Source organism: Varibaculum prostatecancerukia, from assembly GCF_943169825.2.
Taxonomy (GTDB): domain Bacteria; phylum Actinomycetota; class Actinomycetes; order Actinomycetales; family Actinomycetaceae; genus Varibaculum; species Varibaculum prostatecancerukia.
On record NZ_OW968402.1, the window covers coordinates 1,934,427 to 1,959,126 of the forward strand.

The 24,700-nt window shown below is 53.2% G+C and carries 18 protein-coding genes and 1 tRNA gene; 14 read left to right on the top strand and 5 right to left on the bottom strand.

Annotated features, from left to right (window positions below):
- Positions 1–18: 18 nt before the first annotated feature.
- The 3 genes from rpoB to KO216_RS08335 form a co-directional block, all read right to left on the bottom strand.
- Complete coding sequence (gene rpoB, locus KO216_RS08325) at positions 19–3,507, bottom strand: DNA-directed RNA polymerase subunit beta (RefSeq protein WP_215523748.1); 3,489 nt, start codon at positions 3,505–3,507, stop codon at positions 19–21.
- 282 nt (positions 3,508–3,789) lie between these two features.
- The gene (cydC, locus tag KO216_RS08330) at positions 3,790–5,721 is read right to left on the bottom strand and encodes a thiol reductant ABC exporter subunit CydC (protein WP_215523749.1); all 1,932 of its coding nucleotides are present in this window, start codon (positions 5,719–5,721) and stop codon (positions 3,790–3,792) included.
- Positions 5,718–7,559: an ABC transporter ATP-binding protein/permease gene (locus KO216_RS08335; RefSeq protein ID WP_215523750.1), complete on the bottom strand. Its 1,842-nt coding sequence runs from the start codon at positions 7,557–7,559 to the stop codon at positions 5,718–5,720. The genes cydC and KO216_RS08335 overlap by 4 nt, the downstream gene beginning before the upstream one ends.
- Before the next feature lie 107 nt (positions 7,560–7,666).
- On the opposite strand from KO216_RS08335, the gene KO216_RS08340 reads away from it, so the two are divergent.
- Positions 7,667–8,329, top strand: coding sequence for a LytR C-terminal domain-containing protein (locus tag KO216_RS08340; RefSeq protein ID WP_215523751.1), 663 nt, complete (start codon positions 7,667–7,669; stop codon positions 8,327–8,329).
- Positions 8,330–8,364: 35 nt separating this feature from the next.
- Here KO216_RS08340 and KO216_RS08345 read toward each other — a convergent pair whose 3' ends face one another.
- Positions 8,365–9,792, bottom strand: coding sequence for a uracil-xanthine permease family protein (locus tag KO216_RS08345; protein WP_215523752.1), 1,428 nt, complete (start codon positions 9,790–9,792; stop codon positions 8,365–8,367).
- 247 nt (positions 9,793–10,039) lie between these two features.
- Here KO216_RS08345 and KO216_RS09675 point away from each other — a divergent pair, with 247 nt between their 5' ends.
- The 6 genes from KO216_RS09675 (at position 10,040) to KO216_RS08370 (ending at position 14,970) form a co-directional block, all read left to right on the top strand.
- On the top strand, positions 10,040–10,348 hold the full coding sequence (locus tag KO216_RS09675) for a peptidase inhibitor family I36 protein (protein ID WP_374047513.1): 309 nt from the start codon (positions 10,040–10,042) through the stop codon (positions 10,346–10,348).
- A 20-nt stretch (positions 10,349–10,368) separates the two neighbouring features.
- On the top strand, positions 10,369–11,280 hold the full coding sequence (locus tag KO216_RS08350; RefSeq protein WP_215523754.1) for a hypothetical protein: 912 nt from the start codon (positions 10,369–10,371) through the stop codon (positions 11,278–11,280).
- A gap of 32 nt (positions 11,281–11,312) precedes the next feature.
- Complete coding sequence (locus tag KO216_RS08355; RefSeq protein WP_215523755.1) at positions 11,313–12,506, top strand: peptidoglycan-binding protein; 1,194 nt, start codon at positions 11,313–11,315, stop codon at positions 12,504–12,506.
- Positions 12,507–13,253 carry an ABC transporter ATP-binding protein gene (locus KO216_RS08360; RefSeq protein WP_309547305.1) on the top strand — a complete coding sequence of 249 codons (747 nt, stop codon included), beginning with the start codon at positions 12,507–12,509 and terminating at the stop codon, positions 13,251–13,253. It begins immediately after the preceding gene.
- Positions 13,240–14,409, top strand: a complete 1,170-nt coding sequence (locus KO216_RS08365) for an ABC transporter permease (protein ID WP_215523757.1) — start codon at positions 13,240–13,242, stop codon at positions 14,407–14,409. The genes KO216_RS08360 and KO216_RS08365 overlap by 14 nt, the downstream gene beginning before the upstream one ends.
- A 66-nt stretch (positions 14,410–14,475) precedes the next feature.
- Positions 14,476–14,970, top strand: a complete 495-nt coding sequence (locus tag KO216_RS08370) for a PaaI family thioesterase (RefSeq protein ID WP_215523758.1) — start codon at positions 14,476–14,478, stop codon at positions 14,968–14,970.
- A 135-nt stretch (positions 14,971–15,105) separates the two neighbouring features.
- On the opposite strand, the gene KO216_RS08375 is transcribed toward KO216_RS08370, so the two are convergent.
- Positions 15,106–15,194, bottom strand: a tRNA-Leu gene (locus tag KO216_RS08375).
- A 338-nt stretch (positions 15,195–15,532) separates the two neighbouring features.
- Between KO216_RS08375 and KO216_RS08380 the strand changes: the two genes are divergently transcribed.
- The 7 genes from KO216_RS08380 to pknB all read left to right on the top strand — a co-directional run bounded on the left by KO216_RS08380 (position 15,533) and on the right by pknB (position 24,693).
- A complete protein-coding gene (locus tag KO216_RS08380; protein ID WP_215523759.1) occupies positions 15,533–16,228 on the top strand; it encodes an FHA domain-containing protein in 696 nt (231 codons plus the stop codon).
- A 12-nt stretch (positions 16,229–16,240) separates the two neighbouring features.
- Entirely contained in the window at positions 16,241–16,732 is a 492-nt protein-coding gene (locus KO216_RS08385) for an FHA domain-containing protein FhaB/FipA (RefSeq protein ID WP_215523760.1), read from the top strand.
- Positions 16,729–17,907 carry a PP2C family protein-serine/threonine phosphatase gene (locus tag KO216_RS08390; protein WP_215523761.1) on the top strand — a complete coding sequence of 393 codons (1,179 nt, stop codon included), beginning with the start codon at positions 16,729–16,731 and terminating at the stop codon, positions 17,905–17,907. Before KO216_RS08385 ends, KO216_RS08390 begins: the two co-directional genes overlap by 4 nt.
- A 68-nt stretch (positions 17,908–17,975) precedes the next feature.
- Entirely contained in the window at positions 17,976–19,556 is a 1,581-nt protein-coding gene (locus KO216_RS08395) for an FtsW/RodA/SpoVE family cell cycle protein (protein WP_215523762.1), read from the top strand.
- Positions 19,540–21,012: a penicillin-binding transpeptidase domain-containing protein gene (locus KO216_RS08400; protein WP_215523763.1), complete on the top strand. Its 1,473-nt coding sequence runs from the start codon at positions 19,540–19,542 to the stop codon at positions 21,010–21,012. Before KO216_RS08395 ends, KO216_RS08400 begins: the two co-directional genes overlap by 17 nt.
- Positions 21,005–22,918 (top strand): serine/threonine-protein kinase, encoded by a 1,914-nt coding sequence (locus tag KO216_RS08405; RefSeq protein ID WP_251452011.1) that lies wholly within the window; start codon positions 21,005–21,007, stop codon positions 22,916–22,918. The genes KO216_RS08400 and KO216_RS08405 overlap by 8 nt, the downstream gene beginning before the upstream one ends.
- Entirely contained in the window at positions 22,894–24,693 is a 1,800-nt protein-coding gene (gene pknB, locus KO216_RS08410; protein ID WP_215523764.1) for a Stk1 family PASTA domain-containing Ser/Thr kinase, read from the top strand. Before KO216_RS08405 ends, pknB begins: the two co-directional genes overlap by 25 nt.
- Positions 24,694–24,700 lie beyond the last annotated feature (7 nt).

Sequence of the window (24,700 nt, forward strand, 5' to 3'; positions counted from 1 at the left end):
CCTTCTCTTCCCTGCTGCCTAGATTTCTTCCAAAGAAACATTGGGGTTTGGCCGCGAGCCAATATTGATCCCCAACTCTTCGCTGGCGCGCTCAGCACCGTCATCGTCTTCAGCCAGGGACACCACATTGTCTTCGGCGTCCAGGGCCTCCACATTCAGGCAGAGGGAGCGCATTTCTTGTATGAGGACGCGGAAAGATTCCGGAATGCCAGGCTCAGGAATATCCTCGCCCTTAACAATCGCTTCGTAGACCTTCACACGGCCGGTAATATCATCCGATTTCACGGTCAGCAGTTCCTGCAGCGAATAGGCCGCGCCATAGGCCTCCATCGCCCAGACCTCCATCTCGCCGAAACGCTGCCCGCCGAACTGGGCTTTACCACCCAGAGGCTGCTGCGTAATCATCGAGTAAGGCCCGGTGGAACGAGCGTGAATCTTATCATCTACCAGGTGGTGTAGCTTCAACATGTACTTGTAGCCCACCGAAATCGGGTAGGGGAACGGTTCGCCGCTACGCCCATCAAATAGGCGAGCTTTACCGTCTTCGTTGATGAGGCGATCCCCGTCCGCGTTCGGACGGGCGCATCCCAGCAGTCCGGTCAAAACGTCTTCTTCCACACCGTCGAATACCGGGGTGGCGACCTTTTGCCCTGCGGGAGCCGTGAGGCCTTCCTTGGGGAGTTTTTCAATCCACTTGGCGCCTTCTTCTGCCAGCTTGGAAGCATCCCAACCCTGGTGAGCAATCCAACCCAAGTGGAACTCTAGAACCTGCCCGATGTTCATACGACCAGGTACACCCATGGGGTTCAAAATAATGTCAACCGGAGTGCCGTCCTCTAAGAAAGGCATATCTTCGATCGGCAGAATCTTGGAAACCACACCCTTGTTACCGTGGCGACCAGCCATTTTATCACCAATGGTGATCTTGCGACGCTGCGCTACATAAACGCGCACCATCTGCTTAACGCCGGGAGGTAGTTCGTCGTCATCATCGTTAAACTCGCGAACCCCGATCACAATCCCGGATTCGCCGTGAGGAACCCGCAGCGAAGTGTCCCGCACTTCCCGGGCTTTCTCGCCGAAGATAGCGCGCAGCAGGCGCTCTTCACTGGTCAGCTCGGTTTCACCCTTGGGGGTTACTTTCCCGACCAGGATATCGCCGGCCTGTACCTCGGCACCGATGCGGATAATGCCGCGTTCGTCAAGGTCAGCGAGGGCGTCCTCGGAGATATTGGGAATATCGCGAGTGATTTCTTCCAGACCCAGCTTGGTTTCGCGGGCATCGATTTCGTGTTCTTCAATATGGATTGAAGTGAGCACGTCATCTTGGACTACCCGGCGGGAAAGAATAATCGCGTCCTCGTAGTTGAGGCCTTCCCACGACATGTAGGCAACCAGCAGGTTCTTGCCGAGGGCAAGTTCGCCGTGATCGGTGGCCGGACCATCAGCGATTAGCTGCCCGACCTCTACCCGGTCACCGGCAGCCACCCGTACATGCTGGTTGTAGCAGTTACCGGGGTTGGAGCGGTGGAACTTGTCCAGCTTATAGGTGAAGTAAGAACCGTCATCGCACATGATTTGGACATGCGCCGCGTCGGCTTCTACTACTACCCCGGAGTGTTCGCTGATCATGGCTTCGCCAGCGTCCATAGCGGTGCGGCGTTCCATGCCGGTGCCCACAAGCGGAGCCTCGGTGGTCAGCAAGGGAACCGCTTGGCGCTGCATGTTTGCACCCATGAGGGCGCGGTTGGCGTCATCGTGTTCCAGGAACGGAATCAGGGCGGCAGCCACCGAAGTCATCTGCCGCGCCGAAACGTCCATGAAGTCAACTTCTTCGCGCCGCATTTCCTGCGGGTCTTCCCCGGCGATCCGACAAAGCACCAGTTCTTCAGCAAAAGAACCATCGTCATTTAGGGGTGCCGAAGCCTGGGCGATATTGTAACCGGCCTCTTCATCCGCACTTAGATAGTGAACCTCGTCGGTGACTTTTCCGTCTTTAACCACGCGATAGGGGGTCTCAATGAAACCGAAAGAGTTCAACCGGGCATAGGTTGCCAGCGAACCGATCAGACCAATGTTCGGGCCTTCCGGAGATTCAATCGGGCACATCCGGCCATAGTGGGACGGGTGCACGTCACGAACTTCCATGCCCGCGCGGTCACGAGAAAGACCTCCCGGACCAAGCGCAGACAAACGCCGCTTGTGGGTTAGCCCCGACAGCGGGTTATTTTGATCCATGAACTGGGACAGCTGCGAAGTACCAAAGAATTCTTTGATCGCGGCCACTACCGGGCGGATGTTAATCAGCGACTGCGGAGTGATTGCCTCCGCATCCTGGGTGGTCATCCGTTCGCGCACTACCCGCTCCATCCGGGAAAGCCCGGTGCGAATCTGTGCCTGGATTAGTTCCCCAACCGCGCGAATCCGGCGGTTACCGAAGTGGTCGATATCATCGGTTTCTACCCGCAGGTCGACGATTTCGCCGTCCTCGTTGGTAGCAGATACCGTCTGGTCGCCCTTTTGCAGCGCCAGTAAGTATTTGAAACCAGCAACGATATCGTCCAGCGTCAAAGTAGAAGTGTGAATATCGCTGTTGAGCCCCAGTTTGCGGTTGACCTTGTAGCGACCAACTTTGGCCAGGTCATAACGCTTTGGGTTGAAGTAGAAGCCTTCAATCAGGTTGCGTCCGGCTTCGGCGCTGGCCGGCTCGCCAGGACGAATCTTCCGGTAAATATCTGCCCGGGCATCATCGGTGGACTGAATGTTGTCCGAATCCTTGTCCAAGGTCGAAAGCATAATCGGGTAGTCCTGGAACTCTTCCCGGATTTCTTCCGCGGTCATTCCCAGGGCGCGCAAGAACACCGTACCGGACTGCTTGCGGCGCCGGTCAATGCGGATACCCACGTTTTCCCGTTTGTCGATTTCCAGCTCTAGCCATGCTCCCCGCGAGGGAATGAACTTGCAGCCGTAAATGTCTTTATCAGAGGTCTTGTCCGCGACTTTCTCGAAATAAACACCAGGAGAGCGTACCAACTGGGAGACTACTACCCGCTCAGTGCCGTTAATAACGAAAGTTGCCCGCGGAGTCATCAGCGGGAAATCCCCCATAAACACGGTCTGAGATTTAATCTCGCCGGTGTTTTCATTCATGTATTCGGCAGTAACGAAGATGGGAGCCGCATAGGTGTAATCCTTGGCTTTACATTCTTCAATGGAATACTTCGGGGGCTCGAACTTGGGGTCAGAAAACGACAGCGACATAGAGCCGGCAAAGTCCTGGATCGGGGAAATCTCTTCAAAAATTTCCTCTAAACCAGAAAGCACCGGATCGGTGCGACGGGTCGCTTTTGCTTTTTCTTCTGCACTCTCGCGCCACTGGGGGGTGCCTAAGAGCCATTCAAAGGACTTTCTTTGAATGTCTAGCAGATTCGGGGGAGCCATAACTTCCTGCAGTTTTGCAAACGACAGGCGAGAGGGCTTATTGGCGGATGCGGTTTCAGCAGCCAAAAGGATTCCTTCCGGACGATGTAACTTCGCGCGTATTTCTGGTTTCCGGCCCCTTCCGGGCTCTGGTTGCTCTTCCGACCGCCTTGCGCATTTTAGAGGCGAATCAGCAGACCAGACCACATCGGGCTACGGCAAACGCAAGTATCAATGCTAGTTTGAAACCGCTGATTATGCCACATAGGAGGCGCGGACGTGCGCATTTTCACAGCTTTTTTAAATATTTTGCGCAAAATTGTTTGTTGCTCCCCCGCTTTTGGGAGTTTCCAAGCGCCTTCCTAGTACCTACTTATCCGAATTTTCTTGCCCTAAAGTGAACTCTGCATCCCGTTCGTGGGCAACTAACTTCGCCAGTTCACCTGCCTGCGCCAGCACCTGCTTCGGAGCGCCCTGTTCTACTAACTTGCCCCGGGAAAGCACCAACACCTGGTCAGCTTCCTCCACTTGTCGCAAGGTGTGGGTGATTTCAATAATGGTGGCCTGCGGGCGAAGCTCGCGCACCCGGCTACGCAGCCGCTCCGCTAACTGCGGTTCTAAATGCGCTGTGAACTCATCTAACACCAAGACGGGGGAATCAGAAAGCAGCGCTCTGGCCAACGCCAATCTTTGCCGCTGCCCCCCAGAAAGCGCCCCGCCATGTTTTCCAACCCGGGTTTTTAAACCTGCGGGTAGATCTGCGACCGTCTGATCCAGTTCCACGATTTTCAGCACTTGCCAAAGCTGTTCCTCTTCCGCGTCAGGTTTGGCCAGCCGCAAATTATCGGCAATCGAAGCCGAAAAAATGTGGATCCGCTGAGTAACCAGAGGAATGGCGCGGCGAAGAGCTTCCGGATCTACCTCGCTTAGCGGCAACTTACCCAAGAGGATCTGTCCGCTATCTACATCCCAATAACGCAGCAATAACCTGGCCAAGGTAGATTTTCCGCTCCCGGTCGCCCCGCAGATAGCCGTCCAGGAACCGGCAGGAATAGTAAAGGAAATATCGCTGAGCGCCGCAGGCGCCGAAATCTGTTTTCCGCTTTGGGGATAGGTGAAAGATACGTCCTCGAAAATGATCGGGAAAGGTGCCGCTGGTAGCTGCTTACCTCCCGTGGGCACCTGGGGAGCGGTGTTGGCAACTTGCCAAACTCGGCGAGCCGCCGCGAAAGAGTTGGCCAAAAAAGTAGAGAAATCTTCCACCCCCCGGCAAACCTCCCAAGAGCGCAGCACCGCGAATACGGCAGCCAGGGCGGGTGCGAGCGCGGTGAAATCTGTTGACGCCGGCATCCCCACCCAAATCACCGCTAGGGCTGCCAGATACATTCCGCTTTGCGTCAGGGCGCGACGCAGCGCATATAGCGAGGTCAAAGCGCGGGAGGCGGCACCATCAATCGACATATAGCGTTCTAGTTGGATAATCCTGGTGCGCTGCAAACCATAGCCGACAACCTCGCTAATCCCGTTGACTGAATCGGTTACGGACTGCGAAACCTGTCCTTTGGCGCTGGCAGAGGCATCGGCAGCCCGGTTTCCTTCTCCCCCACCCAGCAGGGCTAAGGAAGTCAGAGTTGCTAGGTAGATAAGGAATAGGAGGGCGCCGCTGAGGGGGGAAACCAAAAAGCCGGTCAGAATCGAAACCCCGAGCGGGATTATCAGGGCGCTGAAAGCCGGAACCAGGGTGTGAGCAAAGAACACTTCGATCCGGTCAATATCCCCGGTGATACGAGCCAACAGGTCCCCGCTTTTCGCCCCCACCATACAGGCCGGGGATTGGGGCGCCAGCCGCAAGAACATTTCTTGCCGCAAGATCTCCAAGGCTTTGAAGGCTACATAGTGTCCAGCGAACTGTTCCAGGTAACGGAAAAATGCTTTCAGGAACGCTAAAGCGGCCATCACCGCAATGCTCACCCAAAGATAAGACATTGGAAAGGCGCCGCCGCCAGCGATTTCTACCACTGCGGCGCTAACTCGGTAAACCCCGAAAGTTATCAAGCCGATGCCTAGTCCCTGGTCTAATAACCGGGCCGCCCCCGATATGTACAAGGGTTTTAGCACTGGGTGAGCCAGGCTCAGCAACCAGGCAATAAGCTGGCGGGTTCCCACCTTGTCAGGTGCGGGCGACCCTGCTGCTTCACCGGCTTCGGCCACAGATGTTTGCCCAGGTAGGTTTTGATTGAGATCTTCTGTATCTCCTTTAGTAGGGCGCCAGCGGTCTAAGAATCCCGGTTTTTTGCTCACGGTGTCACCTCCTCTAAAGCGCCATTATTGAGGTAGAGGACTCGGTCGGCGTTAGCCAGAGCGCTGGCACGGTGGGTGAGTAGTACGATGGTTTTTTCTCGCGCCACCTCCGCGAGCGCCTGGGTAATCGCCGCTTCGGACTCCAAATCTATCTGCGAGGTTGGCTCATCCAGGAGCAGCAAGTTTCGTCCAGACAGCAACGCCCGCGCTAGCGATAGCCGCTGGGCTTGCCCCCCGGAAAGCGCATAGCCCTCCTCCCCCACCGGGGTATCTAGTCCTTGCGGGAAAGAACTAATTTCCTGGTCCAGACGCGCCTGCTGGAGACAATCCCACAGCTGCTTTTCACTGGCCCGCGGAGAAACCATCATCAAGTTAGAGCGAATCGTGCCACTAAAAATCCAGGTGCGTTGGAGTACCAGCGCAGATTGTCTTCTAAACCACTCCCTACTACCCGTTTCCAAGAGACGTCCTTGCAGGTTAATAGCGCCTTTACTGGGCAACAGGTTGCCTTTAACCAGTTCCATTAGGGTAGATTTTCCTGCTCCAGAAGCCCCGCAGATGGCCGCCCATTCCCCACTTTTAACTTTCAAATTAAGTTCGCTAAGGACGGGCTTGCCACCGGGGTAAGCAAAACTTACTCCGTGGGCAGCAAGCAGCACTTCAGAGGTATCTGTTTTAGGATCTCGGGTCTGGTTACTACCCCACTCTTGCTCACTGCCGCAATCTTGCCCGCTTTCTACTTTTTGGGTGCTAACTGAGCCTTGCGCGCTAGCTGCACCGGAGGTAGCGGCATCCTCCGCCTGACCTTCCGATCCCGCTGAAACCGCCTTTACGAAGGTAGAAGCAGTTTTCTTTCCAGTTTTCCGCTGCGGATGCGAGGGCGCTTTCCCGCTTAAGAAGGCGCGCACCAGGCGTTGATTCGCCATCCCCGCCATCCCCACATAGAAGAAGGCGCCGATTTTATTCATCGGTTCCAATAGCAGCAACGTCAATCCCAACATGGAAACCACGGGAGCGATCACGGTGATATCGGAGCCCCATGAAGCATTGAGAACCTTCCAGAGGGTGAGGGCGAACCCGCAGGTAAGCAGCAAGAGATTGAATCCCATATCAATCACCAGCAAGATTAGCTGGTTGGCCGCCAGCAAGCGCATAGTAGAAAGCCGGTTTTCTTCCCCGGCTTTCGCTAGTTCTTCCCCCCGCGAGTCGGTAGCGCCCAGCAGGCTTAAAGTTTCTAAACCGGAAATAGCGTCCAGGTAGGCGGCAGCCAGCTGGTTGCGCCGCCGCCGCGATTTACTAGAAACTTTCCGGGTCAATTTGGAGAACACAAAAATAATGATCGGAACCAGGGGAACAAAAGCCAGCAGAATCAAGGCACACCAGGGGTCGATAAACAACGCCATGAGCCCCAGCACCAGCAGAGGACTGAGCATCGCTCCTATCATGGAGCCCAGGAATGCCTGGCGGTAGCGCTGAATTTTTTCGGTACCGGCAGTCATCATATCGACCAGAGAACCAGCGTTACGGCGGGCAAGAACTCCGGGTCCTTGGTGAAAATAGCTACGCAAAAGACGCGACTGCAAGGCCACCTGTTCTTTATGGACCGAACGCTGCTCAATCGCGATTCGCGTCCCCTCGCAGCCTCCGATCCCAATAGCTAGGACAATCAAGCCGCTGAGCTGCCCGGAGAAACTTTTCCCCGAAAAGGCTTGCCCAAAAGCACTGCCCAGCAAAATCATGAACCCGGCAGCCAACATGACTGAAACCAAAGTTAGGAGCACGCTGGCGATAATCGCTACTGTCCCCGCCGGACGGGAAATTGACAGTTTTTTCGCCATAAAGTCCTCTTGTTCACTCGTTTTCCTGGCTTTACTTTACCTGTTTTAACCTACACAACGCACCGCCGACCCCTGCCTTAGTCCTCAAGGGAGGTAAAGTAACAAGCATGAATCAAACCCAGGTGAGCCCGGGCGGCGAAAAAGACTTGTACCAGTCAGAAATGGCGGCGTCCTCTGATACCACTGACCCGCTGGCAAATCTTAGCCCCTACCAGCGTTATGTACGTCGCCGTCAGCAACGTGAAACCATGGTTTTCACTATTATCGGCTCGGTGATGGCCGGCCTCTTGGTGCTTTCCATTCTGGTCGGATTCGGGATTTTACCTTTCCCGTTCTTCAATGACTTCAAACAGGCTCCCCAATATGCCCAGGCCGGCGATGTTCCCTGCCCGACCTCTGAAAAAGCGGTTCCCCTTGACAAAATGGAAGTCCATGTAGTCAACGGTACCGATGTTTCCGGGCTGGCCGGCAAAGTAGCCGCGGGGTTAAAGGAGCGGGGCATCCCGGTGAAAGATATTGGAAATATCACCACCGGATCCTATGAGGGCAATGTCCAGATCATTACTGGCCCGACCGGGGTTAACGTTGCTTACACTTTGGCGCGTGCCTTCGAGGACGCAGAAATCGTTTTAGATCCGCGACCTACTTCTGATGTGACCGTGACTATCGGGTCTCGCTATTCCGATATGGTTACCCCAGAAAAGTTCAAAGGTATCGCCCAAAAGAATCTTGAGGAGATTGACGGCTGTAAGCTGGTGCAGATCGCCTAAGCTCCACGAGGTCGAGTATTCTCGCCGTTAGCAGATTATTCGCTCGCTTGCGGAGCAGAATTATCCAAGTTTGACGCTACCCGTTTTTCATAGGAGCGGGACTCTAGATCCGTACCCGCCGGGGCAGAAGCCGGAGACGCCTGTTCGAGGAAGGTACCGCGCGCCTTCGAAATCCCCCGCATCACGTGGTAGACCACGATCGCGGCGGCCGAACCCAAAGCAATACCGTTGAAGGTCAGGGAGCCAATCTGCCAAGTGTAGTCGGCGATGGCAATAATCATCGCAACCGCAGCGGTATTCAGATTCACCGGATCCGCAAAATCAACTTTGTTTTGTACCCAGATCCGCACGCCCAGCATTCCGATCATGCCGTAGAGGACGGTAGCCGCGCCTCCAAGTACCCCGGGAGGAATGGTGGCGATGGCCGCCCCAAACTTGGGGAACATTGATAAGACCAGAGCTACAAAAGCAGCCACAATATAGGCGGCGGTGGAGTAGACGCGGGTTGCGGCCATTACCCCAATATTTTCCGCATAGGTGGTGGTGGCGCTACCGCCGCCGCAACCGGCGAATACGGTAGAAATCCCGTCTGCAAACAGGGCGCGCCCGGTCAAGTGGTCTAGGTTTTCCCCGGTCATCGCGGATACGGATTTAACGTGACCGACGTTTTCAGCAATCAAGACCAGCACTACCGGGATAAATAGTCCCAAAGTCGAAGGTTCGAAAGAGGGGGTGTGGAATTCAGGCAGGCCAATCCAGGCGGCTTCGCCGATGGCTTTGAAGTCCACTTCATGTTGGATTACCGCGGCTATATAGCCCACGCCCACGCCAATCAAAATGGACAAGCGGCCGATGATTCCTTTGAAAAGGACGGTGATTAGCACGATGGAGGTGACGGTGATTACGGCAGTGACCGCGCCCTCTTTAAACCAATTCCAGGCGGCCGGTGCCAGGTTGAAGCCGATTAGAGCTACGATACATCCGGTCACGGTAGGCGGCATGATGCGGTCAATCCACACGATGCCCGCAAAATGAACGATTACCCCGATCAGTGCCAATGTAACCCCGACGCTGATGACCCCGCCGAGCGCCGCTGACTGTCCGTACTGGGAAGATACCGCGGTGATGGGGGCAATCAAAGCGAAGGAGGAACCCAAATAGGAGGGCAGTTTACCCGCAGTTACCAGCGCGAAGAGCAAGGTTCCTATCGCGGTGAAGAACAAGGTGGTGTTGGGAGGAAAGCCGGTCAGCAAGGGCACCAGGAAGGTGGCACCGAACATGGCGACTACGTGTTGGGCGCCAATGCCTGCGGTGCGCGGCCAGGAGAGCCTCTCACGAGGCATTACCACTTCACCGGGTCCAATAGAGCGGCCATCACCGTGAAGTTTCCAGAAACCCAGGAGAGATTTTTTCTGGGGTTGCTGGGGGGATACAGATTGAAGATTCTGATCGTTACTAGACATTTCGTCCCTATCAGCTAGGAGACCCCGCCCACAGGGGCGCGAGTCTACTTAAGTTTTACGGTCAGAACTTAACTTTATTCCCTTCAGGGCGCTTAAGAAAAGTTAGCCCAAAATTCGTCCTCGAAAACCATTGAAAACATAAGAATCTGGTTTTATAGTTAGCCTATTGATTCATCGTCAACCAAGTTGGGAGATTCCTATTATGTCCACTTTCAAAAGACTGTCCGGAGCACTAGCCGCCACCGCCATGTTGATATCGGGAATAGTTTGTGCCCCAGCTGCACAGGCAGCTCCTTCTTGCCCTTCTGGCTACGTGTGTATGTGGAACGGAATTAACGGGACCGGTACGAAGTTCAAATATTCCTCATCTGCAAATCACACCCATCAAATCCACTCAGTCTATTTTAACTATAGAACAATGGGAACCAAGTTTACGAGCGAAAGAAATGGCAAGGGATATAGAATTACGTACTACACCCCCTCTCAAAGAGGTTTTCGGAATTGGGATCGTATAAACTGGAAAGCTTGTCGCTCACACCAGGACTTTAAGATTTAATCTCGAATTGCAGGATCCGTATGAGAGCCAACCATGCGCTGAAAATCTTACAAATACTCTGCGGAATTTCACTGGTTAGCTTTATGACGGCGTGCGCTTCACAACCGGTTGATGATAGCGCCGAGTGGACTCCTAGTAAAGCTGCTGTAAATAGCCACATTTATCTAAGCGAGACCAACGCTATTCTCTATCCCCCACAGGCAGAAACTAACCAGTTGCGTAACGCATATTATGCCGCAGTTACATCTTGTATGCAGAAGCAAGGATTTTCTTATACTCCCACAGACGCCAATTCCCCATCATTGGATTTGATTTCAATGAACGAAAAGGCAATTGAAAATGTTTATGAATATGTCTCGGAAGAAGATGCGGTAAAATACGGCGTCGCAGTTCCAGGATGGTATGACCAGAATGCTAAAGCTGCAGACGATAAAATTTTGTCTCCTGAGGATCGGGCGCTCTACGGAGACGAAAACAGTAAAAACCCTTCAGGATGTGTAAACGAAGCAATGAAAGAGGTACTTCCAAAATATAAACGCATGGTCGAACTAGAGCAGGAAGCAACCAACATTTCATTACAAGCCACAGACGCAATCTCCACAACGAAAGACAAAGCTGCAGCAGCTTGGAATAAATGCATGAAAAACGAGGGATACACTCAGTTTTTATCTCCCTCTTCCCTGTCTAGCCCGAAGGGGGATGAGGCTCCCGACCTGTCCTGGCCAGCACCAAATCCCGGTATAGAAGAAATAAAGGCAGCTCAGGCTGCTTCTCGCTGTATGTTAAGCACCAGGTACCTTGAAAAAGTTTCCAAAGCGGAGGCACTAGCGGTGCATAAGATATTAGCGAAGAAACCAGGGCTAATCGCGGAGTGGCAAGAATTACGTCAAGATAGCCTAAAAAAGAGTAAAAATATTTCCAGAGAAAACTAATATTTTTTCCCCACGACTTAGGATGCTATAACTTGAAATTATTGAGCCGCAGTAAACGCCGAGTTGCGTGGAAAACAGTCATTTTTACTGCTAGTGGAGCAGCTATATGTCTGGGTTTTGTTTTACTTCTGACGCTGAGTTTCTTATCCCCGTCCAAGGCGCGTCCTATCTCTAGTGCTCACCCGGTCGCTACCGCGAAAGTAGAAGCTGGAAAACTATCTCGCACGCTAACAGGAACAGCTAACATTTCGTCCTCTAGCGAAAGAGAAATTCCTCTTTCAGTTAGAAACGAGGACGAAGTAGGGGTGATCTCGGCGGTGCCAGTCAGCGCCGGAAAACCTGTTCCGTACTGTCATGCTTTATTAGAAATATCAGGGCGTCCTCTTTTAGCGTTGAACGGATTAATACCTGCCTACCGCGACCTCCATATCGGCGACAGCGGCAAGGATGTCACCCAGCTGCAAAAAGCTTTGAATAGCTGTGGCTATTCGGTTGCAGCAGATGGACAGCTAGGAAAATACACTGCCCAGCTCGTCGCGAAGCTCTATCGAAACAACGGTTATGCTCCGGCCCAGAACCCGAAGACACGAAACGCACGTCAGGATACGCCTGGCAACAAACCCCAGGCCGAATCGGACACCAATAGCACTGAAAATGAAACTGCCTCAGATGATTCATTAGTTATCCCCCGCAGTGAAGCCGCCTTTATCCCTGCCAATTCCACTATTACCGAGCTGCCTGATTTGGGTAGCTATCTGGGTGAGAAATCTAGTGTGAAAATCGGGGTAGGCGCACCCTTAGCAATCCTGGAATTAGACGCAAAACAGATACTGAAGCTGCGCGAAGGTTTACCGATAAAATTGGAGTCTGGTCAATGGAATAACGAGACCACATTACCCGCAATTCCCAACTCCCCCGACTCCAATGATAAAGATGAAGAACAAAACTCACAGCCAACATACACTCTGCGTATTCCCTTAAATAATCCCCCAAATAATGCTCTAACTACTTGTCAATGGAGTGTGACCATCGGTTCCAACACTATTTATCCGTTCACTGTGCCCGCGGCAGCAATCCGTGAGGATAACAAAGGAACCTATGTGCAAAAGAAGACCGGCGATTCTACCCAGAAAACTTATGTTGAAATTATCGAAAGCGGAGATGGAGCCGTTGCTATTAAAGGGGCAGTAAAAACTGGTGAAATTGTCTTGCTGGGAGATAAATAATTGGACTCTAACGCTCAGGTTAATACATCTGATATAGCCCCTCCGACTACCAATGAGCCCCCTATCCTAGAAATGCATAACTTAAACCGTACCTTCGGGACAGGAAATTCTACTGTTTATGCGTTAAAAAATGTGAATCTAAAAATAAAAAAAGGGGAGTCAGTAGTAATTACCGGTCCTTCTGGGGCGGGAAAATCAACTCTCCTAAATATCCTAGGGTTATTAGACCCTAACTACGAAGGCACGTTAAAGATACAAGGGAAGGATTGCAGTAAACTAAAACCAGCACAAATTGATCAATTACGAGCTGATCATATTGGTTTTATTTTTCAGGATTTCGGTTTAATTCCTTACCTGAATGTAATACAAAATATCGAGTTGGGTTTTACCTACAGTAATCTCGAAAGGAACATACGAAAAGAAAAAACACTCTTTTGTTTATCGGCAGTGGGGCTAGAACACCGAGCAACCGCTCGCATTAGCACCCTATCTGGGGGTGAAAAACAGCGGGTAGCCATTGCACGAACCTTAACTAGATCGCCCAGTCTACTGTTAGCTGATGAACCCACCGGTAATCTCGATCAAGATAATTCCCAAAAAACTATTGAACTCTTATTGCAGGTACAACGGAGCAGCGGATGCGCTCTGGTAGTGGTCACGCATGAGCCAGAAGTGCGCGCCCACTTCGGCCACGGTTATTTGGTGGTAGATGGAAACGTGGAGCAGATCGATTATGACAAGAGTTAATTGGGGACTGCTACTACAGCAATCTCTTGGTGCCATCTGGGGCAGAAAAATGCGCTCCGTCATGACCGCGTTTGGGATAACCGTGGGGATTCTAGTTTTTCTGGTCACCTTAGGTTGGTCTCTCTCCGCCAGTGCAGACATAAACGCAACTTTCGATGAGCGTACAGCGACTACCATAACCGTTACTGCCCGCGAAGATGCTGAGCAAATACTAGATAAAAACTTCACTGACAGGGTAACGAAAATGCAGGGGGTAAAAGCAGCAGGACGTTACAGCGCCGCACCTCAAGCCGATTGCCGCACTCACCCCGGCGAAACTCAAGCCACCCCTATAATCGTGGCTGATCCCGGGTTTTTACAAGCCAGTGGGATGAAAGTAAAGAGCGGGAGACTTTTCGATAAAAGCATCGAGAAAATTCCGGGGCCGGTCGCCTTATTAGGGCCAACTGCTGCTAACAACTTGGGTATGACCACAACTGACGGCACCACAAGAATTATTTGCGATGGCAAATCTATTCCAGTGTTTGGGGTCTTATCCTCCACTGGCCAGGCCGCAGGCGCAAGTTCAGCGGTAATTATTTCTAAGAATCTAGACGGCAGCGATGTGTCTTATCAAGCTGGAAACGGACTTGCTGGCGTGGTTGAAACCGAGTTAGGTGCCACTAAGAAAGTGGCTGCTGCTCTTCCGTATGCAGTATCTGCCAGGCATTCGGAACTAGTCGCAGTCAGAATGCCACCAAGCACCGAAGAACTCCGCGGTAAAGTAACAACTTCATTAAACACAATGGCAATCGGGGTTTCTATTCTTTCCCTAGTAGTAGGCGCAATAGGAATTATGACAACTACGCTAACCTCGGTTATTGAACGCACTACCGAAATAGGGTTGCGTCGTTCTCTTGGGGCACGTCCGCGTCACATTGCATACCAGTTTATTATCGAAGGAGTGTTTCTTGGAGGCATCGGCGCTTTTTTTGGAGTACTTCTCGGCTTAGTGTCACTGTTAGTACTAGTCAGACTACAAGGGTGGACGCCAGTAATGTATCCGCTAATACCGCTGCTATTAATTCCCGGAGGGATGATAATCGGAATACTCTCATCCCTGGTTCCTGCCTTACGTGCTGCTAAAATCCCTCCAGCAGCCGCCTTAAGACACTAAAGAAATAGATCCCTAAAAATCGAAACCTAGTCATTCACTCCCTGCTGCCAGCAATAGTATGGGTGTATGCAAAAAAAACTGGTTTACCGCGACGAAGTTGATGACCCGATTACTTTGCCGGATCTGAGCGACCCGGAAGAAACTGCTCAGTTCTTGCGGTCATTGCCGGATGTTTCCGACAAGTGTCCCTCGACTGAAGCTCAACTTATTGAGACGATGGGGATCCGCTTTCACCACTTGGGCGGGGAGGTAATGGTTTGCTCAATGCCAGTAGAGGGCAACCGCCAGACCTTAGGGGTCCTGCACGGCGGCGCGAATGCGGTGTTGGGGGAAACTACCGGGTCTTTGGCTGCCAACTACGTGGCTCCCAAAGGCAAACACGCGGTAGGGGCAAATATCTTCGTCACCCATCATCGTCCGGCTATCGAGGGCCGGGTGTATTGCGTGGCGACTTTAGCCCAAAGCGGGCGCACCCTCGCGACCTATTTCTTGCAGATTTTTTCCGAGGACGGCAAACTCACAGCCTCCGGCACCCACACCTGCGCATTTGTGGATGATTAGGGCGAGGCTGCGCAAAAAACTGATTTCGATATTGCACGGATATTGCACGCGGCAGCTTCATGAGACAACGCAGAGACAACGCTGGGAGATTTTTTAACTTGACCGTTGCATTTGCCTTGGTCAGAGCCATTTATTTGGTGCGCAAGGGGGGACTTGAACCCCCATGCCCGGTAAAGGGCACACGGACCTGAACCGTGCGCGTCTACCAATTCCGCCACTTGCGCTTAGGTTTAACGCCCGGAAGCGTTAACCAACGAATAGAAATCTACCCTGAAACCAAAGGCGGGAGCAAGCCCACAGAAAAAAGGCGTCACGTTTCACAACGTTTACCGCCAAAATTTGCAACTCAGGGCGGATTCTCTCTGCTGCTTTAGACTTTTTCACCCCGCCAGCACGCCTAATATCGCCCTATTCACCCTGCGATAATACTTCTCAGACATTTTTCTATTACCCTGGGTCTTAGGTGTGTTTGCTGCGCGCTGTTTTTACCGGCAAAATCTGCCAGATAAAAATAGCGCCGCAAGATGCTTCAGATCTGGTTTTTACAGGAGAGGACGAAAATATGGGAGTGGTTGACCGCTTCGAAAGAGCCGTTTCCCAGGGGGTAAACGCTCCTTTTTCTAAAATGTTCGCCAGTTCAATTAAAGCGGTAGACGTAAAGTCGGCGATTCGGGAAAGCATGGACAGCTCCCGCGCCACTTTGAGCGATGGCCGGGTAGTAGTGCCCAATGAGTACCGCGTACTCCTTAATGAAAAAGACTTCCAGTCGGTTATGGATCAGAACTCGCAGGTATTCGCGCAAGAATTAGCGCAAGACGCCACTTCATACGCTACGGAACAAAGCTACGTGTTCGTGGGGCCAGTGGAAGTTACTTTTTCTGCCGGAGAATATCCGCTGGGAGAACTAAAAATCGAAAACGCTATCCGGCGTGGCCCCGCTGCCCCGGTGACCACTGCTGGCGCCAGTCCCGCCCATCCGATTATCGATATCGAGGGACAACAGTGGCTACTAACCGAACCAGTCACGGTGATAGGGCGTGGATCTGAAGCCGATATTGTGGTACATGACCCGGGAGTATCCCGCCGCCACCTGGAACTGCGAATAACTTCTCAAGGAGTAATCGCTACCGATTTAGGTTCCACTAACGGATCCTATGTGGAAGGTCATCGCATCAGCGCCGCCACCCTGTTAGATGGAAACGAAATAACTATCGGTCGCACTCACCTGCTATTTTGGACATCAAGCGCGGATGAATAATAGGCGGTAATTGTGGCGGTAGGACTTTTATACACTATTCTTCGATTCGGTTTCGTAGCCCTATTATGGCTGCTGGTAATCGGATTGGTACTAGTGCTACGCCGCGATATTTTCTTGGCGTCCTCGGCATCTGCAAAATCTCCTCTCCGAGGCTCGCGCGCACGGCGCCCTCAAAATAAGAAGAGCAAGCCCCAAAAATCCAAACGCAAAGGCCGTCCTCGCTACCTGGCTTTCACCGGTGGCGCCCTGGCCGGAAATCGTTTGAAACTTGACGGAAACCCCATTCTCTTAGGGCGCTCTGGCGAGTGCACGGTACCTCTGAAAGATTCCTACTCCTCCAATAGACACGCGCGTATCTACAACAACAACGGACGCTGGTTTATTGAGGATCTGAACTCAACGAATGGAACATTCGTTGGCAACAAACGCCTCACCACCGCTCAGCCCCTCGAGCTGGGAGTCGTGGTGCGGATTGGACAAACAACAATGGAGCTAACTAGATGAGCATCGGATTCAACTATGCTGCCCTCTCCGATATCGGTAAGATCCGGCAATCTAACCAAGATTCGGGTTACGCCGGTCCAAATCTGCTGATATTAGCAGACGGGATGGGAGGCCCAGCCGGGGGGGATATTGCCTCGTCAATAGCTATCGATCATGTACGCGGCCTCGACTCCTTAGCCGAAAGCCCCGAAGACGCTCTAGAAAGCCTCCGGACAGCCTTAGGGCAAGCGCATCAGGAACTTTGTGAACGCTCCAGCCAAGATCCCGCGCTGGCCGGCTTTGGTACTACCTGTATCGCTATTCGCCGCAGCGAAAATGCTCTGACCATGACCCATATCGGGGATTCGCGCGCCTACCGGCTGCGGGGCGGAGAACTGCGGCAAATGACCAATGACCATTCTTTCGTGCAATACCTGGTGGATACCGGGCAACTCACCCAGGATCAAGCAGAAAACCATCCCCAACGTTCGGTACTACTACGGGTTTTAGGGGATTCTCAAGAGGACGTAAATCTCGACGAATCTCATCCCGAACTCAAAGTTGGTGACCGCTGGCTGCTGTGTTCGGACGGCTTGTGCGGTTTTGTATCCGGGCAAACCATCGGCAAAGTGCTCTATCACAGTGAAACCCCGCAGCAGGCTTGCGAATCTTTAGTGGAACTGGCGCTGAAAGCCGGCGGCCCAGACAATGTGACCTGCGTAGTTGCCGACATTGTGGAGGACGCCCCGCAAAGCGAGCCACAAGTAGTGGGAGCGGCGGCCACCGACCGGTTAGCGCAGGTGCGCAGACAGCTGGATACGCTTTCCGAAGACACCTTGTCTGCTAGTCCCGATAGTCCCGACCCGGCCGCTACTGATGCCCGGGACGAGGACGAGTCTTTTTCTGCGGCGCGGGCGGCGGTACCGACGGAGCCCCTAGAGGAGGAAACCCAGGTTCCTAAGTTCCGCTGGGGTCGAATCATCGGGGTAGTCCTGGGACTACTGGTCTTGATTGGGCTGTTTTTGGGGGCTTTGCGGTACGGGATGTCTTCTCGCCCCACCCCTCCTCCGACTGCCACTTTGACCTCGGTGTCCGAAACCGAATCTACTGATACTTCGCCCCAGAAAGAAAAAACTGAAACTGAAAATCCTTCGCAGACGGAAACCTCTAAATCTGCTCATCCCGATAAGTCTTAAGCGGCAAGTGATAACCGCGAGTTAAGAAGTTAACGCGGTTCCAGTAAAGGAAAGGAGGGACAGCGCTTTTGGTAAAAATAAAACACCCCACTGGCCGACTGGCAGAACTGCTTTTAATCGCAGTAGCCTTAGCGGCCTGTTTTGCTGGATACTTTTCTATTAATGTCAACCGTACCGGCGCTCTTCCTACCTCCTTTGTACTGCACATTTGTATCCTGGCTACCTTCGCCCTCGCTACCCACCTAGCAGTGCGTTTCTTAGCGCCCTATGCCGACCCGGTGCTGCTACCCGCGGTTTTGATGCTCAACGGGATTGGCCTAGTGATGATTTACCGTCTGGATCTGGCTTACGGTCCCGAGTCCCAGCTGTATGTGGGTTTTAAGCAGGCAGCCTTCACCCTGCTCGGCGTGATTTTAATGGTGGTTACTTTGGCGGTCGTGCGTGACTATCGCAAGCTGCGTAACTATACCTATTTGTCGATGCTGATGGCGATAGCGCTACTCCTACTACCGCTGGCACCAGTGATTGGGCGCACCATCAATGGTGCCCGCATCTGGATTTATATCGGATTTTCGCTACAGCCTTCCGAAATCGCCAAAATTTGCTTGGCTATTTTCTTCGCCGGATATTTAACTACCCGCCGGGAAGCACTAATCCAAGGCGGGAAATCGCTGCTGGGAATGCGCTTGCCGCGCCTGCGAGATCTCGGTCCGTTAGTAGTGGTGTGGGCAGCCTCTATTATGATTTTGGTGTTCGAGCGTGACCTGGGAACTTCCCTGCTAATCTTTGGTTTGTTCGTGGCGATGCTGTACGTGGCCACCAATCAAACCTCGTGGCTGCTTATCGGGGCGATCCTTTTCGCACCGGCAGTAGTCTTGGCTGCCCGGATGTTTTCACACGTACAGGCGCGGATTGATGTGTGGCTTCATGCCCTCGACCCCGAGATCTATTCCCGCGCCATCGGTGGTTCTGGGCAGCTGGTATCCGGTCTTTTCGGAATGTCCGATGGCGGAATCTTGGGGACTGGTTGGGCGCAGGGGTCTCCTTCGCTCACTCCTTTCGCGAACTCCGATTTTATTTTCGCTTCTCTCGGGGAGGAACTGGGGTTAACCGGGTCGCTAGCCATCCTCACTCTCTACCTAATTTTTGTGGAACGCGGGCTACGCACCGCTCTGATTGTGCGCGACAGTTTCGGCAAACTATTGGCAGCCGGTTTTGCTTTTACTATCGGATTCCAAGTGTTTGTAGTGGTAGGCGGCGTTACCAGAGTTATTCCTTCTACTGGCCTTACCTTGCCGTTCGTAGCGGCCGGCGGTTCCTCGCTAGTAGCCAACTGGGTGATTCTGGCTCTGTTGCTACGCCTTTCCAACGAGGCACGCAAACCGGTAACTACCGAAAGTGGGGTTATTGATACTGCCGAGTTAGAAGCGGTAATTGCCCGCCAACAGGATAAACACTCCGTGACCGAGCTGGCAGATTCCGAGTCTCCCCTTGTTGCGGACGCGACTTCGGTTCCCCCTCACGAAACCCAAAAACCAGCCACCTGGACACCCAGAGCTGCGCGACGTCGCCCAAATCATCCCGCACCAAATGCCTCCTCCCACCTCCAACAACCTTTTGGGGGTGACCGCCATGAATCCGCAGATTAAGCGACTTTTCCTCGTAGTTTTTGTCATGTTCTTGTCGCTGATGGTGGCGTGTACCTACATCCAGTTCCTGGGGGCAGATTCTCTCAACGCAGATGGACGCAACTCTCGCGCCTTCTACCGTTCCAAATATATTGAACGCGGCCCTATTATGGTGGGCGAAAACGCGATTGCATCCTCCCAACCCACAGAAGACTCTACCGGCTATCGTAAGCGCTACCACCGGGTTTACTCTGACCAGGCTCCGCTGTACTCTAACCTGACCGGTTACCTCTCCCCGGGCGGCAATGCTACCGGGATTGAACGACTACAAAACTCGGTTTTAATGGGGGAAGCCTCTAGCCAGGCTCTATCCCAGATGCTTAAGCACGCGGCGGGGGAAAATCAGAAGGGCGGAGGGGTACGCCTGACTGTTAACCCCAAGATTCAGGAGGCGGCGGCGCAGGCACTAGGGAATCGCAAGGGCGCCGCAGTCGCAATCAACTACCAGACGGGAGCAATCCTAGCGGCGGTTACTACCCCTCGTTTTGATCCGAACTCGCTAGCGAGTGGCAGCGAGGAAGAGTCACAAAAAACCTTAAAAGGGCTGAACTCAGACCCGGCAAAACCGATGCTAGATCGCGCTTTGCGCGGGGAGTTTGCGCCGGGCTCGTCCTTCAAAATTATTACCGCTGCTGCTGCACTCGAGCAGGGAATTCGCTCTCCCGAAGACCAAGTTGATGCTCCGGTCTCGGTGCCTTTGCCAGGTTCAAATGCGCGGATTTCTAATATCGAGTCCACCAACTGCGGCAACGGTAGCCCGACTTTTAGTTATGCTTTTGCCCTATCTTGCAATACGCCTTTCGCTACCATTGGTCAGGACTTAGGATATGAAGCCTTAAAACAACAGGCTGAAGATTTCGGCTTCAACCCAAAGTCCGTTTTGAACGTGCCGCTACCAGTGCAAAAGTCCTATTTCCCCACCAGTGATCCCGGGCTGGCTCCCACAATGATGAGCGCGATTGGGCAGTACGAGGTGCGAACTTCTCCTTTAATGATGGCCACCGTAGCCGGGGCAGTAGCGAATCAAGGTACCCAGGCGCGCCCCTTCTTAGTGGCGTCCGAACTGGGACCAGATGGTAAGGAAACGCGCAACTACCGCTCCGGCGGCACTATGGGTAGGCCTATTTCCAAAGAGGTAGCCCAGCAGCTACGTGAAATGATGATCCAAACGGTAACCGAAGGCACCGGTAAGGCAGGTAGTGTTTCCGGGGTGGAAATGGGAGCCAAGACTGGAACTGCCGAGATTGATGGTGGCAGAACCGACGCTTGGTATGTGGGTTGGGCAGATATTCCCGACTATCCCCTGGCATTTGCGGTGGTAGTAGAAGGCGATTCCGCTAACCCGGCTCCCCACGGCGGACCGGTCGGGGGACCGATTGCCAAAACCATAATTCAGGCGGCGATGAATCATGACTGATAGCCGCGTTTTACCTGCCCCGCCGCGCGGGCGGGAAGCAGAAATGTCAACTCCCCTTGACCCGATTGCTACTTCTGGCCAAGACGCGACCAGCGCCCAAAAAGCGATTGCCGCTTTGAAAGTGGGGATGAAGATTGCTGGTCGCTACCTGCTGCTTTCTCGTTTAGCTATCGGCGGTATGGGGGAAGTTTGGCAGGCTCTAGATGAAAAAACTGGCGAACGTCTGGCACTAAAAATTTTACGTCCAGAACTGGCCGGAAAGAAACTTTTCCTCTCGCGCTTACGAATCGAAGCCTACAATGCTTCGCGGGTGCATCACCCGAACCTAGCGGCAGTTCAGGCTTCCGGTGAGGACGGCGGGCTGGGTTGGATCAGCATGGAGCTGGTTGACGGGGTTTCCCTAACCGAAATCCTGGATCAGGAACACACTTTAGATACCGATTTTCTGCTTTCGGTGTTATACCAAACCGCTGACGCCCTCAGTGCGGTACATGGAGCCGGGATTGTACACCGGGACATTAAACCTGGAAACATCATGGTTACTCCTACTGGAGAAGTAAAACTTACCGATTTCGGGATTTCTAAGGCACCGGGTCAGGCTAATTTAACCCAGGTGGGAATGGTGATGGGTACTGCCCAATATCTGCCCCCCGAACAGGCGATGGGTCAGCCGGCCACGCCTGCTGGTGACCTCTATGCCCTAGGGATTATCGCCTATGAAGCCTTGGTTGGGAAACGACCCTTTAGCGGGGAAAAGCCGGTAGATATCGCTTTCGCCCACGTTAACAAACCGGTTCCGGCTCTACCAGAGTCAATTCCGTCTGAGATGCGTGAATTGGTGATGGAGCTTTTGGAAAAAGAACCGCAAAACCGCCTGGCCAGCGCAGCTGATTTAATGCGGCGCCTGGAGGAAGTACAGCACTGTCTGGCTCATCCGCAGCTTAAGAAACAGGAACAGACTAGCGCCCAGGAATCACCGGCACTATCCCCGCAACCAGCTGAGGCGGCGGCTACTGCCGCTGAAACTGAAGAATCCTCTGCGCAAGCTGCAGATTTAGAAAACTTCCAAGAAGATATGGAAGAACTAGCCGAGCTCGAGCAGGCGAACCAAGACTCCGCTGCCGTGGCAACAGTTGCTGAAGAGGCGCCACCTATCGCTGCTGCGTCTGCTCCTCTGCCTGCCGCAGACCCCGCTGCCCTGGCAGCTTCCCCCGCCCCCAGCTGGCGGCCTCCCTTTGCCACCTCGTGGCCGAAAGAAGAAGACGGGTCGCGAATGCTCTATCTATCCGGAGGCACCGTCCCCGCACCCCAGGTACTTCCTAACTCGATTCCTCTTCCCGAGGGCGCCTGGGGTCAGCGCCTGCGGCAGCGGATACGACCCCGCGAGTTTGCCGAGCTCATCCCGCCAGTTTCCGCATCCCGTCCGCGTTCCCAAATACAACGCCTACGGTACTTGCCCCAAGTTTTTAGTTGGCGTAAAGCCCCGACTCCTCCTCGTTACGTGGCACCCGGCGCACCCGAAACCGGGAAAGCCTCATCTTCGCTGGCTACACCGTTAGTTTCCTGGAGCCATAGACTGGAATCTCAGATCGGGCTGCAACCAGCCGATCCCCTAGACGCCGAGGTAGCCCGGCTGCGCCGTCCCTACGAAAAAGTAGCGATCTTCAGCCGAAAATGGTGGAACCAAGATGTTTCGCGAGCCCGACACGGACGGCATGATCAGCGGTGGGCGCTACCTCTAATTTTGGTTACTCTGCTCCTATGGATTCTGGTAACCACCCTGAGCCTGGGCGCTGGCTTACTGTTTTCGGCGGCTAACTCCCCGGCAACCCCCACCCAAAAAGCTATGATAAAGATAGTTTCGGAACCAAAGGAAGACACATGGCAGATTCTCCATACCGCATAGGCGGAGGCCGCTACGAGATCCGTTCCCTGATCGGCAGGGGCGGGATGGCTGAGGTACACCAGGCCTACGACACCTTGCTTTCTCGCGTTGTCGCCATCAAGATGCTACGCATTGACCTCGCGAAAGATTCGGTGTTCTTAACTCGTTTCCGACGTGAAGCTTTGGCGTCTGCTTCCTTGAATCACGAGAACATCGTCCAGGTTTATGACACCGGCGAACAGGTGGTCACTACCCCGGAAGGTACCGAAGTTCACGTTCCCTATATTGTAATGGAGCTGGTAGAGGGACACACAGTCCACCAATTGCTGACCGATGGACAACCGGTTCCCATCAATGAGGCAGTTGAGATTATGACGGGGGTGCTCAACGCCCTCGAATATTCCCATAAACGCGGACTAGTACACCGTGACATTAAACCCGGCAATGTAATGATTACGAACACCGGCAAGATCAAGGTGATGGATTTCGGGATTGCGCGCGCCCTAGAAGATTCGGGGCAGACCATGACCAGCACGGATGCTGTGGTGGGTACCGCTCAATATTTGTCCCCGGAGCAGGCAAGAGGGGAAACCGTTGATACCCGTTCTGATCTTTACTCTTGCGGCTGTATGCTTTTCGAACTGCTGACCGGTAGGGCCCCTTTTAAAGGAGATTTCGCAGTTTCCGTTGCTTATCAACACGTAGCGGAGATGCCGCCACTACCTTCTTCGATTGCCTCCGATATCAGCCCCGAGCTTGATCGGATGGTAATGAAATCTCTGGCTAAATTGCCGGAAGAACGCTATCAGGATGCTGCTTCTATGCGTTCAGACATGGTCAGGGCGGCAGCGGGCGCCGAAATTTCTGCCCCGGTGCTGCCTCCGTTACCAGTTAGTACCCCAACTGAAGGTTTTATGCAGCCGCATGCCTCCTATCCACCTGCCCAGTGGTCACAGGTAATGGAAGAAGACCCTGACCAGGAAGAAGAGGACGAGGAGGCTGCCCGCAAGAAAAAACGTAAGAAGATTATTTGGGCAGTAGTTATTGGGATAATAGTTGCCGCTGCGCTGATAGGGCTGATTTGGTGGCTGATGGCTTCTGGTAAGAATCAGGAACCCGAGCAGGTCACCATCCCGAAAGAAATTATCGGGATGAGCGCAATTGAAGCGCAACGTACTCTTGAAGATCTGGGATTAAATATGGAACAGGGTCCTGCTATTGCCTCCGATGAGGTAGACAAGGGTAAGGTCGCCGAAACTGATCCCGAACCGGGAACTGAAGTTGAATCCGGATCTACAGTAACCATTCATTTATCTTCGGGAGCTGCCGAAATTACCGTACCTGACGTATCTGGACAAACTCAGGATGCCGCCCGAAAGACCCTAGAAGAAGCAGGTTTGCGGGTGGGATCTGTCAAATACGAGGATGATTCTAAAACAGCGGCCGAGCGGGTGATCCGTACAACTCCGGAAGCAGGCAGTTCTGCCAGTAAGGATGATGAAATCATCTTGGTGCTGTCCTCAGGCTATGTTTCTATTGACTCCTCTCAAGTAGTGGGTAAGAGCCAACAGGAAGGATTAAGGTATCTGGCTGGTCTAGGTTTACAGACCAACACGGTGACCCAGGAAACCAGCCAGACTCCCAATGGACAGATTATTTCGGTAGAGCCTTCTGGCAGGGTAAAAAATGGTACTTCGGTGACAGTTAAGGTGGCAAAAACCCCGCCGCAGCAGTCAAGTGCACCCTCGCAGCCTGCAAATAACAGTTCCGAAGAGCCGACTGAACCAAACCCCTAAACCCAGG